18 protein-coding genes and 1 pseudogene are annotated in these 21,341 nt (G+C 38.5%); 16 read left to right on the plus strand and 3 right to left on the minus strand.

What is annotated here, in order from left to right; all coding sequences use genetic code 11:
• Positions 1-515 precede the first annotated feature (515 nt).
• Complete coding sequence (gene comER, locus COE25_RS03785; RefSeq protein WP_098931263.1) at positions 516-1,340, minus strand: late competence protein ComER; 825 nt, start codon at positions 1,338-1,340, stop codon at positions 516-518.
• 87 nt (positions 1,341-1,427) lie between these two features.
• Here comER and COE25_RS03790 point away from each other — a divergent pair, with 87 nt between their 5' ends.
• The 3 genes and pseudogenes from COE25_RS03790 (at position 1,428) to COE25_RS03800 (ending at position 5,002) form a co-directional block, all read left to right on the plus strand.
• A complete protein-coding gene (locus COE25_RS03790; protein WP_088089045.1) occupies positions 1,428-2,066 on the plus strand; it encodes a helix-hairpin-helix domain-containing protein in 639 nt (212 codons plus the stop codon).
• A gap of 73 nt (positions 2,067-2,139) precedes the next feature.
• Positions 2,140-2,586 (plus strand): annotated as a pseudogene (locus COE25_RS03795) (ComE operon protein 2); the annotation flags it as partial.
• 88 nt (positions 2,587-2,674) lie between these two features.
• Complete coding sequence (locus tag COE25_RS03800) at positions 2,675-5,002, plus strand: DNA internalization-related competence protein ComEC/Rec2 (RefSeq protein ID WP_180247410.1); 2,328 nt, start codon at positions 2,675-2,677, stop codon at positions 5,000-5,002.
• Positions 5,003-5,077: 75 nt separating this feature from the next.
• On the opposite strand, the gene COE25_RS03805 is transcribed toward COE25_RS03800, so the two are convergent.
• A complete protein-coding gene (locus tag COE25_RS03805) occupies positions 5,078-5,212 on the minus strand; it encodes a YqzM family protein (protein WP_026563518.1) in 135 nt (44 codons plus the stop codon).
• A 300-nt stretch (positions 5,213-5,512) separates the two neighbouring features.
• On the opposite strand from COE25_RS03805, the gene holA reads away from it, so the two are divergent.
• Positions 5,513-6,529, plus strand: coding sequence for a DNA polymerase III subunit delta (gene holA, locus COE25_RS03810; protein WP_088089042.1), 1,017 nt, complete (start codon positions 5,513-5,515; stop codon positions 6,527-6,529).
• Positions 6,530-6,571: 42 nt separating this feature from the next.
• Here holA and rpsT read toward each other — a convergent pair whose 3' ends face one another.
• On the minus strand, positions 6,572-6,832 hold the full coding sequence (rpsT, locus tag COE25_RS03815) for a 30S ribosomal protein S20 (RefSeq protein WP_088089041.1): 261 nt from the start codon (positions 6,830-6,832) through the stop codon (positions 6,572-6,574).
• Between the two features lie 217 nt (positions 6,833-7,049).
• Between rpsT and gpr the strand changes: the two genes are divergently transcribed.
• From gpr to mtaB, 12 genes are all read left to right on the plus strand, one after another.
• Complete coding sequence (gene gpr / locus COE25_RS03820) at positions 7,050-8,174, plus strand: GPR endopeptidase (RefSeq protein WP_088089040.1); 1,125 nt, start codon at positions 7,050-7,052, stop codon at positions 8,172-8,174.
• 126 nt (positions 8,175-8,300) lie between these two features.
• Positions 8,301-9,503, plus strand: a complete 1,203-nt coding sequence (gene spoIIP, locus COE25_RS03825) for a stage II sporulation protein P (protein WP_088089039.1) — start codon at positions 8,301-8,303, stop codon at positions 9,501-9,503.
• Between the two features lie 19 nt (positions 9,504-9,522).
• On the plus strand, positions 9,523-9,849 hold the full coding sequence (locus COE25_RS03830) for a DUF3679 domain-containing protein (protein ID WP_098931365.1): 327 nt from the start codon (positions 9,523-9,525) through the stop codon (positions 9,847-9,849).
• Between the two features lie 139 nt (positions 9,850-9,988).
• Positions 9,989-11,824, plus strand: coding sequence for a translation elongation factor 4 (gene lepA, locus COE25_RS03835; protein ID WP_098931368.1), 1,836 nt, complete (start codon positions 9,989-9,991; stop codon positions 11,822-11,824).
• 81 nt (positions 11,825-11,905) lie between these two features.
• Positions 11,906-13,039, plus strand: a complete 1,134-nt coding sequence (hemW, locus tag COE25_RS03840; protein ID WP_088089036.1) for a radical SAM family heme chaperone HemW — start codon at positions 11,906-11,908, stop codon at positions 13,037-13,039.
• A 135-nt stretch (positions 13,040-13,174) separates the two neighbouring features.
• Positions 13,175-14,206 carry a heat-inducible transcriptional repressor HrcA gene (gene hrcA / locus COE25_RS03845; RefSeq protein ID WP_088089035.1) on the plus strand — a complete coding sequence of 344 codons (1,032 nt, stop codon included), beginning with the start codon at positions 13,175-13,177 and terminating at the stop codon, positions 14,204-14,206.
• Positions 14,207-14,313: 107 nt separating this feature from the next.
• Entirely contained in the window at positions 14,314-14,913 is a 600-nt protein-coding gene (gene grpE, locus COE25_RS03850) for a nucleotide exchange factor GrpE (protein ID WP_256942455.1), read from the plus strand.
• Between the two features lie 31 nt (positions 14,914-14,944).
• On the plus strand, positions 14,945-16,777 hold the full coding sequence (gene dnaK / locus COE25_RS03855; protein WP_088089033.1) for a molecular chaperone DnaK: 1,833 nt from the start codon (positions 14,945-14,947) through the stop codon (positions 16,775-16,777).
• 122 nt (positions 16,778-16,899) lie between these two features.
• Positions 16,900-18,030, plus strand: coding sequence for a molecular chaperone DnaJ (dnaJ, locus tag COE25_RS03860; RefSeq protein ID WP_098931370.1), 1,131 nt, complete (start codon positions 16,900-16,902; stop codon positions 18,028-18,030).
• A gap of 18 nt (positions 18,031-18,048) precedes the next feature.
• The gene (gene prmA, locus COE25_RS03865) at positions 18,049-18,990 is read left to right on the plus strand and encodes a 50S ribosomal protein L11 methyltransferase (protein WP_098931373.1); all 942 of its coding nucleotides are present in this window, start codon (positions 18,049-18,051) and stop codon (positions 18,988-18,990) included.
• Positions 18,991-19,098: 108 nt separating this feature from the next.
• Positions 19,099-19,848: a 16S rRNA (uracil(1498)-N(3))-methyltransferase gene (locus COE25_RS03870; RefSeq protein WP_180247411.1), complete on the plus strand. Its 750-nt coding sequence runs from the start codon at positions 19,099-19,101 to the stop codon at positions 19,846-19,848.
• A gap of 5 nt (positions 19,849-19,853) precedes the next feature.
• Positions 19,854-21,221 (plus strand): tRNA (N(6)-L-threonylcarbamoyladenosine(37)-C(2))-methylthiotransferase MtaB, encoded by a 1,368-nt coding sequence (mtaB, locus tag COE25_RS03875; protein ID WP_098931377.1) that lies wholly within the window; start codon positions 19,854-19,856, stop codon positions 21,219-21,221.
• Positions 21,222-21,341: the final 120 nt, after the last annotated feature.

Genomic DNA, 21,341 nt, shown 5'->3' on the forward strand with positions numbered 1-21,341 from the left:
GCAGGAGTCGAGTGCCCTCCGCTCCAATCAACAGGGAGGCAAATCGACCTAAAGCATTACAACATACTTTTCTTTTTCCTTTCTAAATTTATAAAGCATTTTTCCCGATTTAGATAAGCGATTTAACCTAACCTTTTCCTTGCCAGAACATTGATTTCACCACTTATTCTTATTATTTTTTATATGAGTTGAAGGTCTTTATTGAATACTACACCGTTGATTGGAGTGGAAGGCGCGAAGACTCCTGNNACGGGGCAGGGGAGACCCCGCAGGAGCGAAGCGACGAGGAGGCTCCCCGGCACGCCCGCGGAAAGCGAAGCGCCTGGAGCGCAAATCAACAGACAAGTTGAAAATCCTATATATTTATAATATTATAGCGAATTAACGCGGTGTATTATTAGAGAAAGTGGTTAAAATAAAAGGCTATCGAAAGTTATTCGACAGCCTGAGTCATCTAAAAAATAAGATGGCTTTTTATTATGAGAAAAGAAGGAGTTTGTCAGTAAATGGCGAAATTAATAATTAGAGAATTGCACCTCTACTTTATCTAGATCCTCTTTAAATTTTGCCTGCGTAGCCTGAAATAGGTGCTCAAATACGTCTCCGAGCTCGTTATCCAGTACTTTTATACCTTCACCGGTTATCCCGCCCTTTACACATACCTTTTCCTGCAGTGATGAAAGCGTATAATGCCCTTGCTTTAATAATTCACCCAGTCCCACAATCATTTCACTTGCCATAATTGTTGCGGCATCTTCGTCAATTTCTGTCTCTTTTACTGCCGCTTGGATGAAACTTTGGAGAAGATAGCTGAAGAAAGCTGGCCCGCAGCTAACGATATCAGAGGCAGGCCTCGTTATTTTTTCATCAATATGAAACGGCACCCCAATCTTCGTAATTAATTTCTCCACTTTCGTTTTCCAATGGTCACTGCAATTTTCCCCATGGGTAATCAATGACACCCCAGATAATGCGCGATTCGTAATACTTGGGATTACTCTTACGGCTGAACAGGAAACCTTCTTTTCAATTTGGCTTGTACTGATAGGGCTCGTTATAGAAATGAGACATTTTTCTGGGCTTAAATGTGGTTTAATTTCATCTAAAACTTGAAATACATCTAATGGTTTTACACAAATAAATACCAAGTCGGACTCCGCGGCAACTTCTCTTGGATTCGCTCCAACCCTTAGTTCCCTATATTTATCTTTAAGCACCATAGCTTTTGATTTTGTCCTGTTTGTAATCATGATAGAGGAAGGGGAAATGGCTTTTCCGTCAATCAAGGCCTCCACCAATATTCTCCCCATATTACCGGTACCGATAATGCCTATTTTCATTGTTCCGACCCTCCTTCGCATGCAAGTTTCTTTTATAACCATATGAAATCTGTAAGTGAAATATACCTTTAGAAAGGAAGGATTCAAGTGAAAGACTGGTTGATTGAACACAAGATCATTGTTGTAGTTGTTGCGATTATTGCACTCGGTGGATTTTATTTTTTTTATGTCAATGATGCCCCTGAGCCTATCCCCACTAATTCCCAAAGTATCGAAGAGAAATTTCAAGGGGAAGAGAAGGAAACAGAAAAGACGAAACCCGCAAATCTCCCAGAATTACCAGAGAAAATAATGGTAGATGTCAAGGGCCAAATCAAACTTCCAGGAGTATACCAAGCAAATACAAGTGAGAGAGTAATTGATGTTATCAGTCGAGCGGGTGGTTTAACGGACAAGGCCGACCAAGGTCAGGTGAATTTTGCCGAACATGTCCAAGATGAAATGATCATTTACATCCCAGCAAAGGGTGAGGCAGGACTTTCTTCTGCACCCTTGGGAGGCAGCCAAATTTCTTCAGGCGGCAATCAAAAGGAATCAAAAATTAATATAAATAAGGCGGATGAAACTGAATTGCAAAATCTCCCTGGCATCGGTCCTGCCAAAGCGGCTGCCATTATTGAATATAGGAATACAAACGGCCCTTTCAAAGCTATTGAAGACTTGAAAAATATAAGCGGTATCGGGGACAAAACATTCGAAAAATTTAAAGATTTACTTGCTATATAGTAAATCTCTAATTGACCTATAGGGACAATCACTATTAAACTTAAGTGAATGAACATAAAAGGGAGTGGGAGAAGTGGAACGAATCTCATGGGATCAATATTTTATGGCACAAAGCCATTTGCTCGCACTAAGAAGCACATGTACTAGGCTGACAGTGGGAGCTACAATTGTAAGGGATAAACGAATTATTGCTGGTGGCTATAATGGTTCAATAGCTGGTGGAGACCATTGTATTGATGAAGGTTGCTTCGTGATTGACAATCACTGTGTAAGAACCATACACGCTGAAATGAATGCGCTGCTTCAATGTGCGAAATTTGGTGTTCCGACTGCAGAAGCTGAAATTTATGTCACCCATTTCCCCTGCTTACAATGCTGTAAAGCGATTATCCAAGCGGGTATTAAAACCGTTTATTACGCGGAGGATTATAAAAATCACCCATATGCAATTGAACTTTTTCAGCAGGCAAATGTTACCATTGAGAAGGTAGAGCTGCATGAGTCAGTGATTGATTTACGGAAGGTTAGTCAATAATTCTACGGATTGATGCCGGTTATTTCCGGCTCTTCCGTATTTTGTAATGAAAATACCTAAATGGAGAAGTCAAATGAATGGAAAATATATTTATTTTGCAATTGCAGCTTTATTAGGTGTGTTATGTGTTCAATTAATATTTCTTCCCTTTTTCTTATTTCAAACCCTGTATCTTTATCATCTATATAAATACAAACGATTTATGAAATTTCAACTTGGGCTTGTAGCTGTGTGTTTTTTGACCTTCTTTTTTATCGGTCAACACGCAGTCTCAACCAATAAAACAGTGATCCCCTCATCCACTACCACCTTTTATCTTCAATATACCGAAGACCCAAAAATTGATGGTGACTTATTACAAGTGCAGGCTGCTGATGCACGGTACAAGGAAAAACTCCTCATCCGCTACAAAATCCAATCAGAACAAGAAAAATATCTATTAAAGACGAAAACCTTTTATCATTGTTTATGCAGGGTGTCAGGCACTCTGGAAAAACCGGCGATTGCCAAAAACCCTAATGCTTTTAATTACCGCAAGTATTTATCTAGGAAGAACATTTATTGGATTATCGAGATCCAAGAAAACCCATTGCAAACTTGCTCTCCGATGAATCCTTCTCCAGTGGAATTGATAAAACAACTACGATATTCTGGTATTAATTATCTTGAGTCACATTTTCCGATAGAAATCGCTTCACTTTCCGCCGCCTTACTATTTGGTGACAGAAATTTGTTTGACCCGGAAGTTTTAACTGCGTACCAAAAAACCGGTATTGTTCATTTGCTCGCCATTTCTGGACTCCATGTTTCGTTATTAATTGCGATGGTTTTTTATATCGGCATTCGATTCGGACTAACGAGACAGTTTATGATCAATTTTCTTCTCATCATCCTGCCGATTTATGTCATTCTGACAGGCGGTTCACCATCTGTTATTCGCTCAGCAATGATGATTTTCCTCGTGTTACTTACTGTAAAGTTAAAAGCTCGCTTAAGGCTTTTTCCCCTGGATGCTATTAGCTTGGCATTTATTTCCTATTTATTTTTTTACCCAATGGTGATTTTTGATGCTGGCTTTCAACTCTCATTCTCAGTGAGTCTGGTGATCATTTTGTCTGCTCCATATATTCTGCAAGGCTATGAAAAGACGATAACGCGTATGCTTGTGACTTCGTTAGTTGCTCAATTAGCTGCACTCCCGTTCTTACTGTATCATTACTTTGAGGTTTCAATGATAGGTATCATCGCCAATATGGTCTATATTCCGCTTTTTTCATTTGTATACCTCCCAGGATTGTACCTATTGTTTATCATCCAGTTTATGTTCGGAAAAACTCCGCTTATACTTATTAGCATTTTCAGAACAATCATTAGCCTCTCCAATTATCTTATAGAATATCTTGCTGATTTTACCTTCTTCCGCTTTATCCCAGGAAGACCAAATTGGTTTTTACTCATTGTGTATATTTTTATCCTGCTTTTGATTTTTTTTATTTGGGAAACTAAAGCGTATCCGAAAAGGAAGGTCCATCTATTCTTATTGATTGTTGTGCTGATTATTTTTCAACAAGGCTGGAACTGGTTAAATCCATATGGTGAAGTGACCATGATTGATGTTGGCCAAGGGGATAGTATTTTGATTCACCTTGCACATGATAAAGGAACCTATCTCATTGATACAGGCGGGACAATGAATTACACAGAAGAAAAGTGGAGGGAACGAGCCAGAGCCTTTGAGGTAGGAAGGGATGTAGTTGTTCCCTTTTTAAAAGGACAAGGTATTACCAAGATTGACAAACTAATCTTAACTCATGGGGATATGGACCATATTGGGGGGGCATTCTCGATTATAAAAGAGCTTGAAGTAAAACAAATCCTAATGCCTTCTGTAGTGGAGCCATCAATTACTGAACTTGCCATTTTGGAGGAGGCGAAAAAGAAAAACATTACTGTCATAAAAGTGTCAGAAGGAGACAAGTGGATTAGCGGGGAAAATGAATTTGATATCCTTTCACCTAAAAAGAATTTTGCTGGTGAAAGAAACAGCGGCTCCATTGCCTTTATTGCTCAATTAGGGGGAGTTAATTGGTTTTTTGGTGGAGATCTTGATCAAGAAGGGGAAGAGAAAATCATAAAAAAATATCCTAATTTAAAGGTTGATGTTTTAAAAGCTGGTCATCATGGGAGTAAAACATCAAGTGCAGAATCTTTTATTAATCAAATTAGCCCAAGAATAGCATTAATTTCGGTCGGTGAAAAAAATCGTTTTGGTCACCCACATTCAGAGGTGCTTAACCGGTTAAGAAAAACAAATACAGTTATTTTTCGAACAGATCAGCAAGGAGCAATAACCTATAAATTTTATCAAGGAAAAGGAACCATTTCTCCCTATTTACCATAGGATAAAGCATCTCAAGAAAAATTAAAAAAGACTGCACGAATGCAGTCTCCTAAATTACCCATATGTAGCCATTCATTATGAACCGATTACTTTAATGACTGTAGCAACAATAAACATTATGGCAAAAAAACCAAAGGAAACCCCAAATCCTACCCCAGAATCAATCGCGTCGTTTCGTTTACTTTGCACATCTTTTTCAAATTCATTCACAGTCTACCCCTCCTATTTCACATATAGTATAAGTCATTCTCAAGAAAAAATCCAGCGTACATCAAATTGCTTTCCTTAACTGACAAGAGTTGTCAAAATAGTGAGACTGATAAAAGGCTACACTAAACTTACACAAGGAACTCCGCCAGACAATAGAATATCCTAGGGCTTCTATTGCAGGCGTTCATTATAGATTGGGAATTAGCACTTATTGATAAGTGCTAATTCCCTTTAAATGCTTGTCAAATTGTCCAAGCTTCTTTACCATATATATGAGTGGGAGAAGGGGAGCGCTGACAAATGGTAGTGGATATTTGGAGAAAAATTAAACAAAAGGAAATTGCTCCTATTTATTTATTATTTGGAACAGAGACATTCTTAATAAATGAAACAAAGCAATTATTACTTAACCATATTTTAAACGAAGAAGAAAAGGATTTTAATTTTGCGAGCTATGATTTAGAGGAAACGCCAATTGAGGTTGCAATCGAAGATGCGGAAACTTTTCCTTTTTTAGGAGAAAAGAAAATTATTTTTTTACATAATCCTGCTTTTTTAACGGCTGAAAAATCAAAAGAAAAGATTGATCATAATTTTTCTAGGTTCGAAATGTATTTAAAAGAGCCGGCACCCTACTCAGTATTAGTTATTTCGGCACCATATGAAAAATTGGATGAACGGAAAAAAATAACGAAAGAATTAAAAAGAAATGCTGAAATAGTCGAAGCCAAAAAGTTAAATGAACATGATTTACGGAACTGGGTAAAGAGCAGGGCGAAAAGAAGTGGGATTGAATTTGAACCTGATGCTATTGAACAATTGCTCGCTTTGGTTGGAACAAATATGTTTATGATTACCAGTGAAGTGGACAAATTAGCATTATATGCGGCAGATGAAAAAAGAATTGATGTCAGCCTAGTGGAAAAATTAGTTGCTCGTTCACTAGAGCAAAATATTTTTACGCTCATTGAAAAAGTGGTTCAGCGAAAACTCGATGAGGCCTTAAGAATTTATTATGATTTGTTAAAACAAAATGAAGAGCCGATTAAGATTCTGGCATTGTTGGCAGGACAATTTAGGTTAATTTACCAAGTGAAGGAGCTCTCGAGAAGAGGATATGGACAGCAGCAAATAGCAGGTTTCTTGAAAACACACCCATTCCGAGTCAAACTTGCTCTCGGTCAAGCTCCTAAATTTACAGATGAAGAATTGGCTAATATAATTGACCTCCTTGCTGAAGCGGACTTCCAAATGAAAACAGGAGGCATGAATAAATCTTTATTGATTGAGATGTTTCTATTTCATTTAAAGAAATAAAAAAACGATTCCTGTTAAAGGGAATCGTTTTTTTACGCTCAATTATAGAGCGTTAGTTTTTTTCATTAGACGGGATTTTTTACGAGCAGCAGCATTTTTGTGGATAAGACCTTTTGCAGCAGCCTTGTCTAATTTACTAGCAGCAGTTGCAAATACTTCTTTAGCAGCAGCACCGTCGTTAGTAGAAATAGCAGCTTCTACTTTCTTAACAGCAGTACGCATTGCAGATTTCGCAGTTGTATTTTGAGCATTACGAGCTTCGCTTGTTTTTACACGCTTAATAGCAGATTTAATATTAGGCATTACTTTCACCTCCTACAAAGAATCGAGACACTATATGAACTCGACTTAACATTCATAAAAAATAATTCAGAACATGAAATATTTTATCAAATGGAAGCCTATAATGCAATACTTGTTTCTACGAAGAAGAATATCATTTGCATGATTTATGCCGGAAAGGGCAAAAATAGGGAATAGTTTCTAGATTTTAGGAAAATTTTGATGGGAGTGAATAATAATGGGTGAGTCGATTGACTTAAGTCAGTACTCCGTTCGAACGGATTTGGCAATTGAAGCAAGGGAAATGGTCCTTACACAGCAGAAAGGAACTGTCGGGCAAGAGAAAGATCTTTCACAAATTGAAGGCGTGATTATTAAGGAAAAAGATGTTGATGACATAAAGATTTCATTAGTTGAAGTGACCAAACAGGGTGAACAACAGCTGGGCAAAAAGGCTGGTAGATATTTAACGGTAGAAGTACAAGGGATTCGCCAGCAAAATACAGAGGTACAGCAAAAGGTGGAAGAAATTTTCGCTAGAGAGTTTGCTTACTTTTTGGAGGGAACTGGGATTAAAAAGACGGATTCGTGTCTTGTTGTTGGGCTCGGAAATTGGAATGTAACCCCAGACGCACTTGGACCCATGGTATGTGAAAACTTGTTGGTTACGCGTCACCTTTTTCAGCTTCAGCCGGAAAATGTCGAAGAAGGCTATCGATCCGTAAGTGCATTATCACCTGGTGTTATGGGTTTAACCGGGATTGAGACAAGTGATATCATATTTGGAGTTGTTGAAAAAACAAAACCTGATTTTGTGATTGCCATTGATGCACTAGCATCACGATCGATTGAAAGAGTTAATTCGACAATCCAAATCTCTGATACAGGCATTCATCCTGGTTCCGGTGTCGGTAATAAAAGAAAAGAACTGAGTAAGGAAACTTTGGGTATTCCTGTCATTGCGATTGGAGTTCCGACCGTTGTCGATGCCGTCTCCATTACAAGTGATACGATTGATTTTATTCTCAAGCATTTTGGGAAAGAACTTCGTGAAGGAAATCGGCCTTCCAGGGCACTTGCACCAGCAGGAATGAGTTTCGGAGAAAAGCGAAAATTGACCGAAGAGGATTTACCTGAGGAACAGCACCGTAAGACGTTTCTTGGGATGATTGGTACACTAGAGGATGATGAAAAAAGAAAATTAATTTATGAGGTGTTATCTCCGATCGGACATAATTTAATGGTCACTCCAAAGGAAGTAGACGTTTTTATTGAAGATATGGCAAATTTGATTGCGAACGGATTGAATTCCTCGCTTCATAGTGCAGTGGACCAAGAGAATGCTGGGTATTATACAAAATAGCAGAATTTTTAGAGGTACTTTCGAAATCTATGTTTTACAGGAAGTGCCTCGAAAATATAACTAGTGGTTCTATCGATTCTAGTATCTTCATAATATTTACTAGAATCCGATTTGCGAGGTGGAACCATGAAAGCTAGAAATTCAGGAACGTTTGTTATGGTACAAGGATCAAGTTTACTTAAAGCCGCTGGATTACTGTTAATATTTATGATAATGATTTTCTCTATTAGTGGATTATTAACCTCGTTAAAACCACAATATCGGCCTATGTCATCTTCAGTAAATCAGGCTGCAACAAATGTGAATGGAGAATTGCTTTATCAATTAATGGGCTGGGAAAACCATCATTTTTTATCAGTTGGACAAGACTGGACGGCAACTCCTAAATTAACCAACTTAGTATTTAAGCTATCAAGTAATATTAATTTAAATGATCCCCGAAGCCTGCTTGGCAGAGAGCTTCCTGGATTCTTTCAATTTGATGGGAAAATTGTTGTTGCTGGCGAGGGAACTAACTATACCAATATGCCAATAGAATCCGCCCCACCGATTGAGATTATGAAAGCCGAGCGGGAGGCATCACTGCAGAATTTAGATAGTATCGAAACGCCTGCAGGTGAAAAGCCGCCTGCTGATCCTAGTAAAACAACAGGCAAGCGTAAGGTTATGTATGTTTACTTTACACATAATCGGGAATCGTATATCCCATATCTAAAAGGAGTCAACGATCCTGATACTGCATATCATTCAAAGATTAACGTAACCAAAATCGGCGATCAACTAAAAACGAGCTTAGAAGATCGAGGAATCGGTACTTTTATTGATAAAACTGATATTCAGGGGAACTTAAATAAAAAACATTTAAGCTATGCTAAATCGTACCAAGAATCCCGTCCGGTTGTTCAAGCAGCAATGGCATCAAACCGAGATATAAATTATATTATTGATATTCATCGGGATTCACAACGAAAACCACAAACAACCGTAAGTATAAATGGTAAATCATATGCCAGACTTGCATTTATTATCGGTGGTAAAAACCCAAATTATGAAAAGAATGCAAAACTAGCAAAGGAGCTACACGATCTCCTACAAAAGAAGTATAAAGGTTTAAGCAGGGGAGTTATGATTAAAAACGCTGCTGGCTCTAACAGTATCTACAATCAAAACCTGTCTGAAAATGCACTTTTGATTGAATTTGGCGGAGTGGATAATACGTTTGAAGAATTAAATCGGTCGGCTGACGCGCTTGCCGATGTATTTAGTGAATTTTACTGGCAGGCTGAAAAAGTTAACCAGGATGTTGAGCAATCAACCAATAAACAATAGATGTAAGGGAGCATTTTTTATGAAGATGTTCATGTTAAAAAGCTTTTGCTTAAGCGCTCTCATGTTAATCTCTGTTTTAGTAGGAATGCAATTAGCTAATGATGGTATTCATAAAATGAAAGGCTATGATGATCCCAATTTTCAAAATGCTGTCAGTTTAAATGAAACGGACAGTGACCTAAGAGCTACCTTTCTGGGGAATGATATCTCAAGCCATGATCTTGAGGCAAAGAAGAAGAAACTCGAAGAAATAAGTGCTTATAATTTTTTCTCTTCGATGGGAAAGAAGATGTCTGAAGGGATATCAGGTGCCTCCGAAAAAATAGTTGATCTCATAGCTGATTAAAACGTGTAAGTGGCACCTTTTGGGTGCCGCTATTTTATTTAAGGAAATAATCTTATTAGAGTTTCCATTGAATCTTCTTAATCCTATTGTTATAATTCAAAATAGTGTATATGTGCGAGTATAGTAGGAGTGAAATACCGTGAACAATGATGAAAGACTTAAACGACAATCAAAAATTAGAAATTTCTCGATTATTGCCCATATCGATCATGGGAAATCAACATTGGCTGACCGAATTTTGGAAAAAACCAATGCCTTAACCTCTCGGGAAATGAAAGACCAGCTATTAGATTCAATGGACCTTGAAAGAGAACGCGGGATTACCATTAAGTTAAATGCCGTCCAGTTAAAATACAAAGCAAAAGATGGAGAAGAATATATTTTCCATTTAATTGATACACCGGGACATGTCGATTTTACGTATGAGGTATCAAGGAGCCTTGCAGCCTGTGAAGGGGCTGTTTTAGTCGTTGACGCTGCACAAGGAATTGAAGCACAGACACTAGCGAACGTTTACCTTGCCCTTGATAACGACCTTGAAATATTACCAGTCATCAATAAAATCGACTTACCTAGTGCTGACCCAGAACGGGTCCGCGGTGAAATTGAGGAAGTCATCGGCTTAGATGCTTCAGAAGCTGTATTAGCTTCAGCTAAAGCAGGTATCGGGATCGAAGAAATCCTTGAACAGGTTGTGCAAAAAGTTCCTGCACCAACAGGAGATCCGGAAGCACCATTAAAAGCGCTGATTTTCGATTCCCTCTATGATGCCTATCGTGGTGTTGTTGCCTACATCCGTGTTGTCGAAGGAACGGTTAAAGTTGGCGACAAAGTAAGAATGATGGCTACTGGGAAAGAATTTGAAGTGAATGAGGTAGGTGTATTTACACCAAAAGCGACGTTGCTTGATGAGTTAACCGTCGGAGATGTTGGCTTTTTATCTGCATCGATTAAAAATGTCGGTGACACTCGCGTCGGTGATACGATTACAAATGCGAAAAATGGGGCAACAGAAGCCCTTCCTGGTTACCGCAAACTCAACCCAATGGTTTATTGCGGGTTATATCCAATTGATACAGCGAAATTTAATGACCTGCGTGAAGCGCTTGAAAAGCTGCAGTTAAATGATTCATCACTTCAATTTGAACCTGAAACATCGCAAGCACTTGGATTCGGTTTCCGTTGTGGATTTTTAGGACTTCTTCATATGGAAATCATTCAAGAACGGATTGAGCGTGAATTCAAAATCGACTTAATTACGACTGCACCAAGTGTTATCTATCACGTTCACATGACAGATGGTTCTGAAATAAAGGTGGATAATCCATCGGATTTACCAGATCCGCAAAAAATAGACCGTGTGGAAGAGCCATATGTAAAAGCAACAATGATGGCTCCGAATGATTATGTAGGAACTATTATGGAATTGTGCCAACTTAAACGCGGGATTTTTGTTACAATGGAATATCTGGCTGAAAATAGGGTGAGTATCATCTATGAGATGCCATTAGCGGAAATTGTTTACGATTTCTTTGATCAATTAAAATCAAGCACAAGAGGATATGCATCCTTTGATTACGAATTAATTGGTTATAAGCCTTCGAGTCTGGTTAAAATGGACATATTGTTAAATGCTGAAAAAGTCGATGCACTCAGCTTTATTGTCCATAAAGATTTTGCGTATGAACGCGGAAAAATCATTGTCGAAAAGCTGAAAGAACTTATTCCAAGACAACAGTTTGAGGTTCCTATTCAAGCTGCAATTGGTCAAAAAATTGTTGCTCGTTCCACAATTAAAGCCATGCGTAAAAACGTATTAGCAAAATGTTATGGTGGAGATATCTCTCGTAAACGTAAATTGTTAGAGAAGCAAAAAGAAGGTAAGAAGCGGATGAAACAGGTTGGATCCGTTGAAGTACCACAAGAAGCATTCATGGCTGTCTTAAAAATGGATGATAACAACACAAAAAAATAAACTAGCGGGAGGTTAGGACAAGCCATTTTTTCGGGCGAATTCTAGCCTCTTTTTGTTACAAGTACAGAGGAAGTGAAAGAAATGATTAAATCTGCTTATCTCCATATCCCCTTTTGCGAACATATTTGCCATTATTGTGATTTTAATAAAGTATTTCTAAAGGGACAGCCGGTAGATGACTATTTAAATGCTCTGGATCAAGAAATGAAAATGACGGTTAACCATTTTCCCACAAGTGATCTGCAAACGATATTTGTCGGTGGAGGTACGCCGACATCGTTAAATGAGCAGCAACTGGATCGTTTTTGCGAGAGTATTAACAAGAATTTATCCAAGAGCAAGCAGTTGGAATTTACCTTTGAAGCGAACCCAGGTGATTTAACAAAGGAAAAATTACAAATATTAAAAGATGCAGGTGTAAATCGCCTTAGTCTTGGTGTGCAAACCTTTAATGAGGAATTACTAAAAAAAATCGGTCGCGTTCATAAAGCGAAAGATGTTTATCAAACCATTGATAACGCAAAATCTTTAGGCTTTGACAATATCAGCATCGATCTGATCTTCAGTTTACCGTCACAAACGATAATTGATTTTAAAGAGTCGTTAACAGAAGCTTTTTCCCTTGATATCTCACATTACTCAGCCTATTCCTTAATCATTGAACCGAAAACGGTCTTTTATAACTTACTGAAAAAAGGAAAGCTGCCAACTCCTGGTGAGGATGTGGAAGCAGCCATGTATGAATTACTAATGGAAGAAATGGAAAAGCATGGCTTTAACCAATATGAAATTAGTAATTTCTCCAAACCTGGTTTTGAAAGCAGGCATAACTTAGCCTATTGGAACAACGAATCCTATTATGGGTTTGGAGCGGGGGCACATAGTTATTTAAATGGGATAAGACGTTCAAATACAGGTCCGTTAAAAAGATATATGGACCAAATTAATAATGGTATACTCCCTGTTATTGAGGAACATCAGACCACAAAAGTAGAACAAATGGAAGAAGAAATGTTCTTAGGTTTACGCAAAACAGCCGGGGTATCGGTCCGTCACTTTATTGAAAAGTTTTCTGTTGATCCACTTCAGTTATTCGAAAAAGAGATTGCGGAATTAACTGCTAAACAGTGGTTAGAAGTGGGGAAAGATCATATATTTTTAACAAAAAAGGGACGGTTGTTAGGAAATGAAGTTTTTCAGGCATTTTTAAGATAACGCATTGGATTTTATTAACAGTCATACTTCAGCTCGTCTATGTTTCTTTTTGATTGACAGAATCCCCCCTTTTTTGATAATTTATTAGTATAATTAGCACTCGGTAACTAGGAGTGCTAACAGAGGTGATGAATGTTGTTAACAGATCGTCAATTGTTAATTCTTCAGGTTATTGTTGATGACTTTATTCGATCTGCCCAACCAGTCGGCTCAAGAAGCTTGTCGAAAAAAGAGGAAATCTCTTTTAGTTCGGCAACTATTCGCAATGAAATGTCCGACCTTGAAGAGTTGGGATATATTGAAAAGACACATACCTCTTCAGGGCGTGTCCCATCGGAAAAAGGTTATCGGTATTATGTTGATCATCTCCTGTCTCCACAGGTGTTAAATCAGCATGATGTATCCATTATTCAGTCGATTTTTGCTGAGAAAATTTTCGAGTTCGAAAAAATTATTCAGAGGTCAGCAAAAATATTATCGGAACTAACCAATTACACATCGATTGTCCTTGGTCCTGCAGTAAGTATTAATAAGTTGAAAAGAATTCAAATCATCCCATTAAATAAAGAAACCGCGGTGGCTATTTTTGTAACAGATACGGGACATGTTGAAAACAGGACCTTTTCTTTACCGCCCTCCGTGGATGCAAGTGATTTAGAAAAAACAGTAAATATCTTGAATGATCGTTTAGCGGGAGTTCCTCTTGAAGACTTAAATGATAAAATTTATAAGGAAGTTGCCATGCTCTTAAGGCAGCATATCCATAATTATGATCTAATGCTGTATACGATCGCTGACTCATTAAAAATGCCTAGTAATGAAAAACTTTTCTTTGGTGGAAAAACAAATATGTTAAGCCAGCCGGAGTTTCATGATGTAGCAAAACTCCGCAGCCTGCTAACCATGATTGACCAAGAAGAGTGGATCTATAACTTGATCAGAAATGATTCAGCGGGTATTCACGTCAAAATTGGCAGAGAAAATAATAATAGTGTCATGGATAATTGCAGCTTAATCACAGCTACCTATTCAGCAGGGGCTGAAAATTTAGGAACGATTGCCATCCTTGGTCCTACAAGAATGGAATATTCTCGAGTCATTAGCTTATTACAATTTTTTAGTAAGGATTTAACGGCTGTTTTAACAAAGTTGTATCAAAATAAATAGCACTGGAAATATTGAGTAAGGGTGAAAAACCGTTTATTTCATCCCCTTTCTTGTGAATATGAATTATAAAATAAATGAGTGCAAATGCTTTAAGGGAGGTGAGTAAGTTGACAAATGAGAATAATAACACGATAAATGAAGAAGTTGAGATTGAAAATACTGATAATGTTGAACTTACCGATGAAAAAACGGTTGAGACTGTTTTTGAAGAGGATGGCACAACAGAAAAAGTTGATGTCCTTCCAGTTGATGAAAAGGAACAAGAAATTCAATTGCTGAAGGCAAAATTAGATGAAGCAGATAATCGATATCTACGACTACAAGCAGATTTTGATAATTTCCGGAGGCGTACTAGATTAGATCTAGAAGCGAGCCAAAAATATAGAGCACAAAAATTAATTACAGATTTACTGCCTGCAATAGACAACTTTGAAAGAGCAATGAAAGTTGAAGCAGATAATGAACAAACAAAGACACTTCTGCAAGGGATGGACATGGTTTACCGTAGTTTGCTGGATGCCTTGAAAATTGAAGGTGTTGAACCTATTGAATCGGTAGGTAAAGAGTTTGATCCGCATCAGCATCAAGCTGTAATGCAGGGTGAGGACGAGAACTATGGCTCTAACATTGTGACGGATGAATTTCAAAAAGGTTATTTGTTAAAGGATCGTGTCATTCGCCCAGCAATGGTGAAAGTAAATCAATAAAACTACATATTTTTTTTAGGAGGAAAAGGAAATGAGTAAAATTATCGGTATTGACCTTGGTACAACCAACTCTTGTGTTGCTGTCCTTGAAGGTGGCGAACCTAAGGTTATTCCAAATCCAGAAGGCAATCGTACGGCTCCTTCAGTTATTGCTTTTAAAAATGGGGAACGCCAAGTTGGGGAAGTAGCAAAGCGCCAAGCAATTACAAACCCAAATACAATTATGTCGATTAAACGCCATATGGGCACAAATTATAAAGTGGAGATTGAAGGCAAGGAGTACACACCACAAGAACTGTCTGCCATTATTCTTCAATATTTAAAATCTTATGCAGAAGATTATCTAGGCGAACCAGTTACAAAGGCCGTCATTACAGTTCCTGCGTACTTTAATGATGCTGAACGCCAGGCAACAAAGGATGCTGGGAAAATTGCTGGTCTTGAAGTAGAGCGTATTATCAACGAGCCAACTGCAGCAGCTCTTGCCTATGGATTAGACAAAACGGATCAAGATCAAACAATCCTTGTTTATGACCTTGGCGGTGGAACATTTGACGTTTCAATCCTTGAATTAGGCGACGGTGTATTCCAAGTTAAGTCAACTGCCGGTGATAATCGACTTGGAGGGGACGACTTTGACCAAGTCGTTATTGATTACCTCGTTGATCAATTCAAGAAAGAAAATGGGATTGACCTAGCTCAAGATAAAATGGCGTTACAGCGCCTAAAAGATGCAGCTGAAAAAGCAAAAAAAGATCTATCTGGTGTGACTTCTACTCAAATTTCACTACCGTTTATTACTGCTGGTCCAGCTGGTCCGCTTCACCTAGAAGTAACGATGACTAGAGCAAAATTTGACGAATTATCTGCGCATCTTGTAGAGCGGACAATGGGTCCAACGCGTCAAGCATTAAGCGATGCTGGATTAACTCCTTCAGAAATTGATAAAGTGATCCTGGTTGGTGGTTCAACACGTATTCCGGCTGTTCAAGAAGCAATTAAACAAGCAACTGGACAAGAACCTCATCGTGGTGTTAACCCAGATGAAGTTGTAGCAATGGGTGCTGCTATTCAAGGTGGTGTAATTACTGGTGATGTAAAAGACGTTGTATTGCTTGACGTTACACCACTATCTCTTGGTATTGAAACAATGGGCGGCGTTTTTACGAAGTTAATTGATCGTAATACAACAATCCCTACATCTAAATCGCAGGTTTTCTCAACTGCTGCTGATAACCAAACAGCTGTTGACATCCATGTTCTACAAGGGGAACGTCCAATGGCGGCCAATAACAAGACTCTAGGACGATTCCAATTATCAGATATTCCACCAGCACCACGTGGGATTCCACAAATTGAAGTAAACTTTGATATTGATAAGAATGGTATTGTAAATGTTCGTGCGAAAGATCTTGGTACAAATAAAGAACAACAAATTACCATCAAGTCTTCAACAGGACTATCAGACGAAGAAATCCAAAAAATGGTCCGTGAAGCAGAAGAAAACGCAGATGCAGATAAGCTTCGCAAAGAAGAAGTGGAACTTCGTAATGAAGCAGACCAACTTGTCTTTACAACAGAAAAAACCTTAAAAGATCTTGAAGGTAAGGTAGATGCAGGTGAAGTTGCGAAAGCAAATGAAGCGAAGGATGCATTAAAAGAAGCGATTGAGAAAAACGATCTTACTGAAATCCGTGCGAAAAAGGATGCATTACAAGAAATCGTTCAAGCTTTGACAGTTAAGCTTTATGAGCAAGCAGCAGCTGCGCAACAAGCACAACAGGGTGGCCCTGAGGCTGGAAATACTGCCGGTAAAGATGATGTTGTCGATGCAGAATTTGAAGAAGTAAAAGAGGACAAATAAGAGTTTTATACAGCTTAGAAAAAAGTCAAAGTCAGAACTATGGGCTTTGGCTTTTTTATTGCAATACTATTGGTATAAATGATAGAATAATCTTTATGTGACAGATTCGGGAGTGGGTAATCATGAGTAAACGGGATTACTATGAAGTACTTGGGATTAGTAAAAGTGCTTCAAAGGATGAAATAAAAAAGGCCTATCGAAAGCTTTCAAAAAAATATCATCCAGATATTAATAAAGAAGCAGATGCGGCGGATAAATTCAAGGAAATAACTGAAGCTTATGAAATATTAAGCGATGATCAGAAAAAGGCACATTATGATCAATTTGGTCATACGGATCCGAACCAAAGCTTTGGCGGTGGTGGAGATTTCGGCGGAGGCTTTGGCGGGTTTGAAGATATCTTTAATACCTTTTTTGGCGGCGGTGGAGGCGGAAGAAGACGTGATCCGAACGCACCAAGACAAGGTGCTGACCTTCAGTATACGATGACCGTAACTTTTGAAGAAGCGGCCTTTGGAAAAGAAACAGATATTGAAATTCCACGTGAAGAAACCTGTGGTACATGCAGTGGATCTGGGGCAAAGCCTGGAACCAAACCAGAAACTTGCCAGCACTGTCATGGAACCGGGCAGTTAAATGTGGAGCAAAACACCCCATTCGGCAGAATTGTAAATCGTCGTACATGTAATCACTGTAATGGTACCGGGAAAGAAATTAAACATAAGTGCTCAACATGCGGTGGTAAAGGAAAAGTACAAAAGCGCAAGAAAATTCATGTTAAAATCCCTGCAGGTATTGATGATGGACAGCAGCTTCGCATGTCAGGTCAAGGAGAAGCAGGAATTAACGGTGGGCCAGCTGGAGATCTTTATGTTGTTTTCCATGTGAACCAGCATGAGTTTTTTGAAAGAGATGGCGATGATATATATTGTGAAATGCCGATCACTTTTGTTCAAGCATCCTTGGGTGATGAGATTGAAGTACCTACATTGCACGGGAAAGTAAAGTTGAAAATTCCTGCTGGGACGCAAACAGGGAAAAAATTCCGATTAAAAGGAAAAGGTGTTCCTAACGTCCGCGGATACGGTGTTGGAGATCAATATATTCTAGTTCGAATCATTACTCCAACAAAACTATCAGATAAACAAAAGCAACTTTTAAAAGAATTTGCAGAGCTTAGTGGCTCTTCTCCCATTGGTGAACACGAAGAAAGTTTTTTCTCAAAAGTAAAACGAGCCTTTAAAAGCGAGTAAGGATTGGAGTTGGTAGATGTGAAATGGTCCGAAATCAGTATTCACACAACAAATGAGGCGATTGAACCTATTTCTCATATTTTGCATGAAGCTGGGGCGAGCGGTGTAGTCATTGAAGATCCATTTGAACTGACGAAAGAAAGAGAAGATCAATTTGGTGAAATCTATCAACTCAATCCCGATGATTATCCCGATGAAGGCGTAATATTAAAGGCATATCTTCCGGTTAACAGCTTTTTAGGCGAAACGGTGGATGCGATTAAAGAATCAATTAATAATTTAATTATTCACAATATCGATATCGGTAAAAATAAAGTAACCATAAGTGAAGTAAATGAAGAAGAATGGGCAACAGCATGGAAAAAATATTATCATCCTGTGAAAATTTCTGAAAAGTTTACAATTGTTCCGACTTGGGAGATTTATACCCCGGTCAGCAGTGATGAATTAATTATTGAATTAGATCCAGGAATGGCATTTGGAACAGGTACACATCCGACAACTGTCTTGTGTATTCAAGCACTTGAAAGAACGGTTCGTCCTGGTGACCGGGTTATTGATGTGGGAACAGGTTCGGGCGTATTAAGTATTGCATCAGCAATGCTTGGTGCCGAAGATGTCCGTGCCTTTGACCTTGATGAGGTAGCGGTAACAACTGCGAGAGTGAACATTAAACTCAATAAAGTGAGTGATCGTGCAACAACAGCACAAAATAATCTGCTCGATGGCGTGGAAGAAAATTCTGCTGATGTAGTGGTTGCTAATATACTAGCTGAAGTAATTCTCCGATTTACTGAGGATGCTGCCAAGGTTGTCAAACCTGGCGGATCTTTTATTACCTCGGGAATTATCAATCAGAAAAAAGATCAGGTTAAAGATTCATTAGTAGCGGCTGGTTTTGAAATTATCGAAACGATTTTGATGGAAGATTGGGTTGCAATCATTGCCAAAAGGTTATAATGGTTGAAAAAAGGGGTGATACTTACCCCTTTTTTTCGTGCTATACTTTTAAATCAAGATTTTCTTTAGTAAAATAAATTGTAAATGTTTAGAGAGGGTGCAGGAAGTGTGCAACGATACTTTGTTAAACAACGAGCAAATGGTGAGCGTTTTTTGATTGATGAAGAGGACCGCCATCATATCGTCAAGGTTATGCGCATGCAACTCGGTGATCAGATTATTTGTGTTGACCCAGCGGGGAAGCAAGCTGTATGTGCCCTTGCAGAAATTACCGATACAAGTGTTGTTGCAGACGTTGTACAATGGAAGGATGAGGTCTCAGAGCTTCCGATTTCAATAACGATTGCTAGCGGACTACCCAAGGGGGACAAGCTGGAATGGATCATTCAAAAAGGAACAGAACTGGGTGCACATCAGTTTCTCCCATTCTCAGCGGCTCGTTCAGTTGTAAAATGGGACGAAAAAAAAGCAGCGAAAAAAATAGACAGATGGCAAAAAATAGCAAAAGAAGCTGCTGAGCAATCCCACCGTGCCTTTTTACCGGAAGTTAGTAGTGCGATTAGCTTTAAAGAATTGCTTTCAAAAAGCAAAGAATATGAATATAAATTGGTTGCTTTTGAAGAAGAGAGTAGAAATGGCGAAACATCCGTTTTTGCGTCTAGCCTCAATAAAATGAGCAAAGGTGATTCTCTTCTTTTGGTTTTTGGACCAGAAGGCGGCTTATCTGATGCAGAAGTACAGCAATTAAAGAATAACGATTTTGCAGTTTGTGGGTTAGGCCCAAGAATACTACGAACGGAAACCGCTCCATTATATGCATTAGCGGCTATTTCCTATCATTTTGAATTAATGAGGTGAAAATAATGGCAACAGTTGCGTTTCATACATTAGGATGCAAAGTTAATCACTATGAAACTGAAGCTATTTGGCAATTATTTAAACAAGAAGGCTATGAACGAATTGATTTTGAATCAATTTCGGACGTTTATATTATTAATACATGTACCGTCACAAATACCGGCGACAAAAAAAGCCGACAGGTCATTCGTCGCGCAGTCAGGAAAAACCCGGATGCGGTAATTTGTGTAACAGGTTGTTATGCGCAAACATCACCTGCAGAAATTATGGCTATTCCTGGTGTGGATGTTGTGGTCGGAACACAGGACCGTAATAAAATGCTGGAATATATTGAGCAATATAAGCTTGAGCGCCAGCCGATTAATGGTGTAGGCAATATCATGAAAAGTCGTATCTATGAAGAACTTGATGTCCCGTCCTTTACCGACCGGACACGTGCCTCTTTAAAAATCCAAGAAGGTTGTAACAATTTCTGTACCTTCTGTATTATTCCTTGGGCACGCGGCTTAATGAGATCTCGTGATCCCAAGGAAGTTATCCGTCAAGCCCAACAATTAGTTGATGCTGGTTACCAAGAGATTGTTCTGACAGGTATTCACACTGGCGGTTATGGAGAAGACATAAAGGATTACAATCTGGCACAATTACTTCGTGACTTGGAGACAGTTATAGGGCTAAAACGATTACGTATTTCATCCATTGAAGCGAGTCAGATTACGGATGAAGTGATTGAAGTAATTAAACATTCAACTATTGTTGTCAGTCATTTGCATATTCCGTTGCAATCTGGTTCCAATTCAGTTCTAAAAAGAATGCGACGCAAATATACGATGGAGTTCTTTGGAGAAAGATTGGATCGGCTTAAGGAAGTTCTTCCGAGATTAGCAGTAACCTCCGATGTAATTGTAGGTTTCCCAGGTGAAACAGAAGAAGAGTTTATGGAAACATTTAATTTTATTAATGACCATAAATTTTCTGAACTTCACGTATTCCCGTACTCTAAACGTACAGGAACACCAGCAGCTCGGATGGAAGATCAAGTCGATGAAGAGGTAAAAAATGAACGTGTTCACCGCTTAATTTCCCTTTCAGATCAGCTGGCAAAGGAATATGCCTCACAATTTGAGGATGAAGTGGTAGAAGTAATCCCTGAAGAGGTATCTAAGGATGAAGCTAATTCTGGTTTCCTAATCGGATATACTGATAATTACATGAAAGTTGTTTTCTCAGGGACAGAAGATTTGATTGGTAAAATTGTAAAAGTAAAGATTTCCAAGGCAGGCTACCCATACAACCAGGGACAATTTGTGAAAGTTATTGAGGATTCCGTCTCAAAAACAGAATTGTTAATAGAAGAAGAAGCTGCCATATAAGGACCATTTAGGTCCTTTTTTTTTGTGGTATTTAGGTTAAACTATTTTCAGCTGCAAATTTCATTTTAATCTACTGTGGAGCGATTTATTAATTCGAATGGACATCGAAGGGAGCATGAT

The sequence above is a fragment of the Bacillus sp. AFS031507 genome (genome assembly GCF_002584635.1).
Taxonomy (GTDB): Bacteria; Bacillota; Bacilli; order Bacillales; family Cytobacillaceae; genus Neobacillus.